The organism is Hansschlegelia beijingensis (assembly GCF_045505405.1).
Lineage (GTDB): Bacteria > Pseudomonadota > Alphaproteobacteria > Rhizobiales > Methylopilaceae > Methylopila > Methylopila beijingensis_A.
Genome location: NZ_JBJKEX010000492.1, coordinates 1 through 1,691, shown reverse-complemented (window position 1 = coordinate 1,691; position 1,691 = coordinate 1). Strand labels below are relative to the sequence as shown.

Here is a 1,691-nt window from a genome sequence, read left to right as displayed (position 1 = left end):
CGCCGGTCCCAGGCGGCCGCCACTGCCTGGGCTTCGACCGACAGGCCGCCATAGGCGTCGAGCAGGGAGCGGTGGGCTGCCGGGTCCACCAGCGCGCGGTCGTCATGCTGGCCGTGGATCTCGACGAGGGTGGCGCCGAGCGCCCGGAGCGCCTGCACGCTCACCGGCTGATCGTTGACGAAGGCACGGGTGCGGCCGTCGGCCGCCTGGATCCTGCGGAGGACGAGGTCGCCGTCATCGTCGATGCCCTGCTCCTGCAGGATCGCTCGCGCGGGGTGGTCGGCCGCAAGGTCGAACACGGCGGTGACCTGGCCCTGAGCTTCCCCCTGCCGCACGAGGCCGCCGTCCCCGCGGCCGCCGAGCGCGAGCGAGACCGCGTCCAGCACGATCGACTTGCCCGCGCCGGTCTCGCCGGTCAGCACCGACAGGCCGCCGTCGAAATCGACGTCGAGCCGGTCGATGAGGATGATGTCGCGTATCGAGAGCCTTGCGAGCACGGGGTCTCCCGCGCAGGCGGGTTTGGTGGCGTTTAGCCGATGACGCCGCGGAACGCCTTGCTGATCCACGAGTCGGTGTTCTCTTGCGGCTTCAGTCCGCCGGAAGAGATCAGCTGGAAGCTCGCCTTGTACCACTCGCTGTCGGGATAGTTGTGCCCGAGGATGGCCGCGGCGGTCTGCGCCTCGCCGGTGATGCCGAGCGCCAGATAGGCTTCGACGAGCCGGTGGAGCGCCTCTTCGACGTGCCGGGTCTTCTGGTACTGGCTGACGACGACCCGGAACCGGTTGATCGCGCCGGTGTAGTCGCGCCGGGAGAGGTAGAACCGGCCGACCTGCATCTCCTTGCCCGCGAGCTGGTCGCGCGCGACCATGATGCGGTTGCGCGCGGTCTCGGCGTATTCGCTGTTCGGCCAGCGCCGCACGAGCTCCTCGAACGCGTCGACCGCCTTACGGGTGCGCTCCTGATCGCGGGAGACGTCCGGAACCTGGTTGTAGTACGACATCGCGACCAGGTACTGCGCGTAGGCCGCGTCCGGGCTGGTCGGATGAAGCTGCACGTAGCGGCTTCCGCTGATCACCGCGTCGTCATACTTGCCCGCGCGGTAGTTCGCGTAGGTGGTCATCAGCACCGCCTTGCGGCCCCAGTCCGTATAGGGGTGCTGACGGTCGACCTCGGCGAACTTCTTGCTCGCGGCGGCGTAGTCGCCGCTGCTCACGCCCGCCAGGCCTTCATTGTAGAGCTTGTCGGCCGGCTCGTCGGGCGCGACGTCCTCCTTCTTGTCGAACATCGAGCAGCCCGCCATGGGCAGCGCGACGGCGACCGCCAAGGCGAGTCGAAGAGCGCCTGCGGCGGCTCGATTTGAAGGCGTACGCACGACCATTCGCGAGCCTCTTGAACGCTAGAACGGACTGAATCCCCCGACCGGCCTGCGCCGATCCACCGGCGCACGAAACATCCGCCGACGCGGATGTCTATAGCCGATCGGCCTGCCGGCCGTCACGCGTCGCTTTCAGGGGCGCGAACGGGCGCGGGCGCCGGCCGGGTTTTCCGGCCGGCGCCCGCTGCTGACCTTGCGACCGGGCGTCAGTTCGCCTGACGCCGCAGGAACGCCGGGATCTCGAGCTGATCGTCCTCGAGTCCGCGGGGCTGCTGGGCCGGAGCGCGGCCCTGGGCGTCGTACTGGCCCTGGGCGT

2 protein-coding genes are annotated in these 1,691 nt (G+C 69.5%); both read right to left on the bottom strand.

The window, feature by feature from the left end; genetic code table 11:
- Positions 1-497, bottom strand: a 497-nt coding sequence (locus ACIKT0_RS17955; protein WP_407106690.1) for an AAA family ATPase, incomplete at its 3' end; no start/stop codon positions are given.
- Between the two features lie 32 nt (positions 498-529).
- Positions 530-1,378 (bottom strand): outer membrane protein assembly factor BamD, encoded by an 849-nt coding sequence (locus ACIKT0_RS17950; protein ID WP_407106689.1) that lies wholly within the window; start codon positions 1,376-1,378, stop codon positions 530-532.
- Positions 1,379-1,691: the final 313 nt, after the last annotated feature.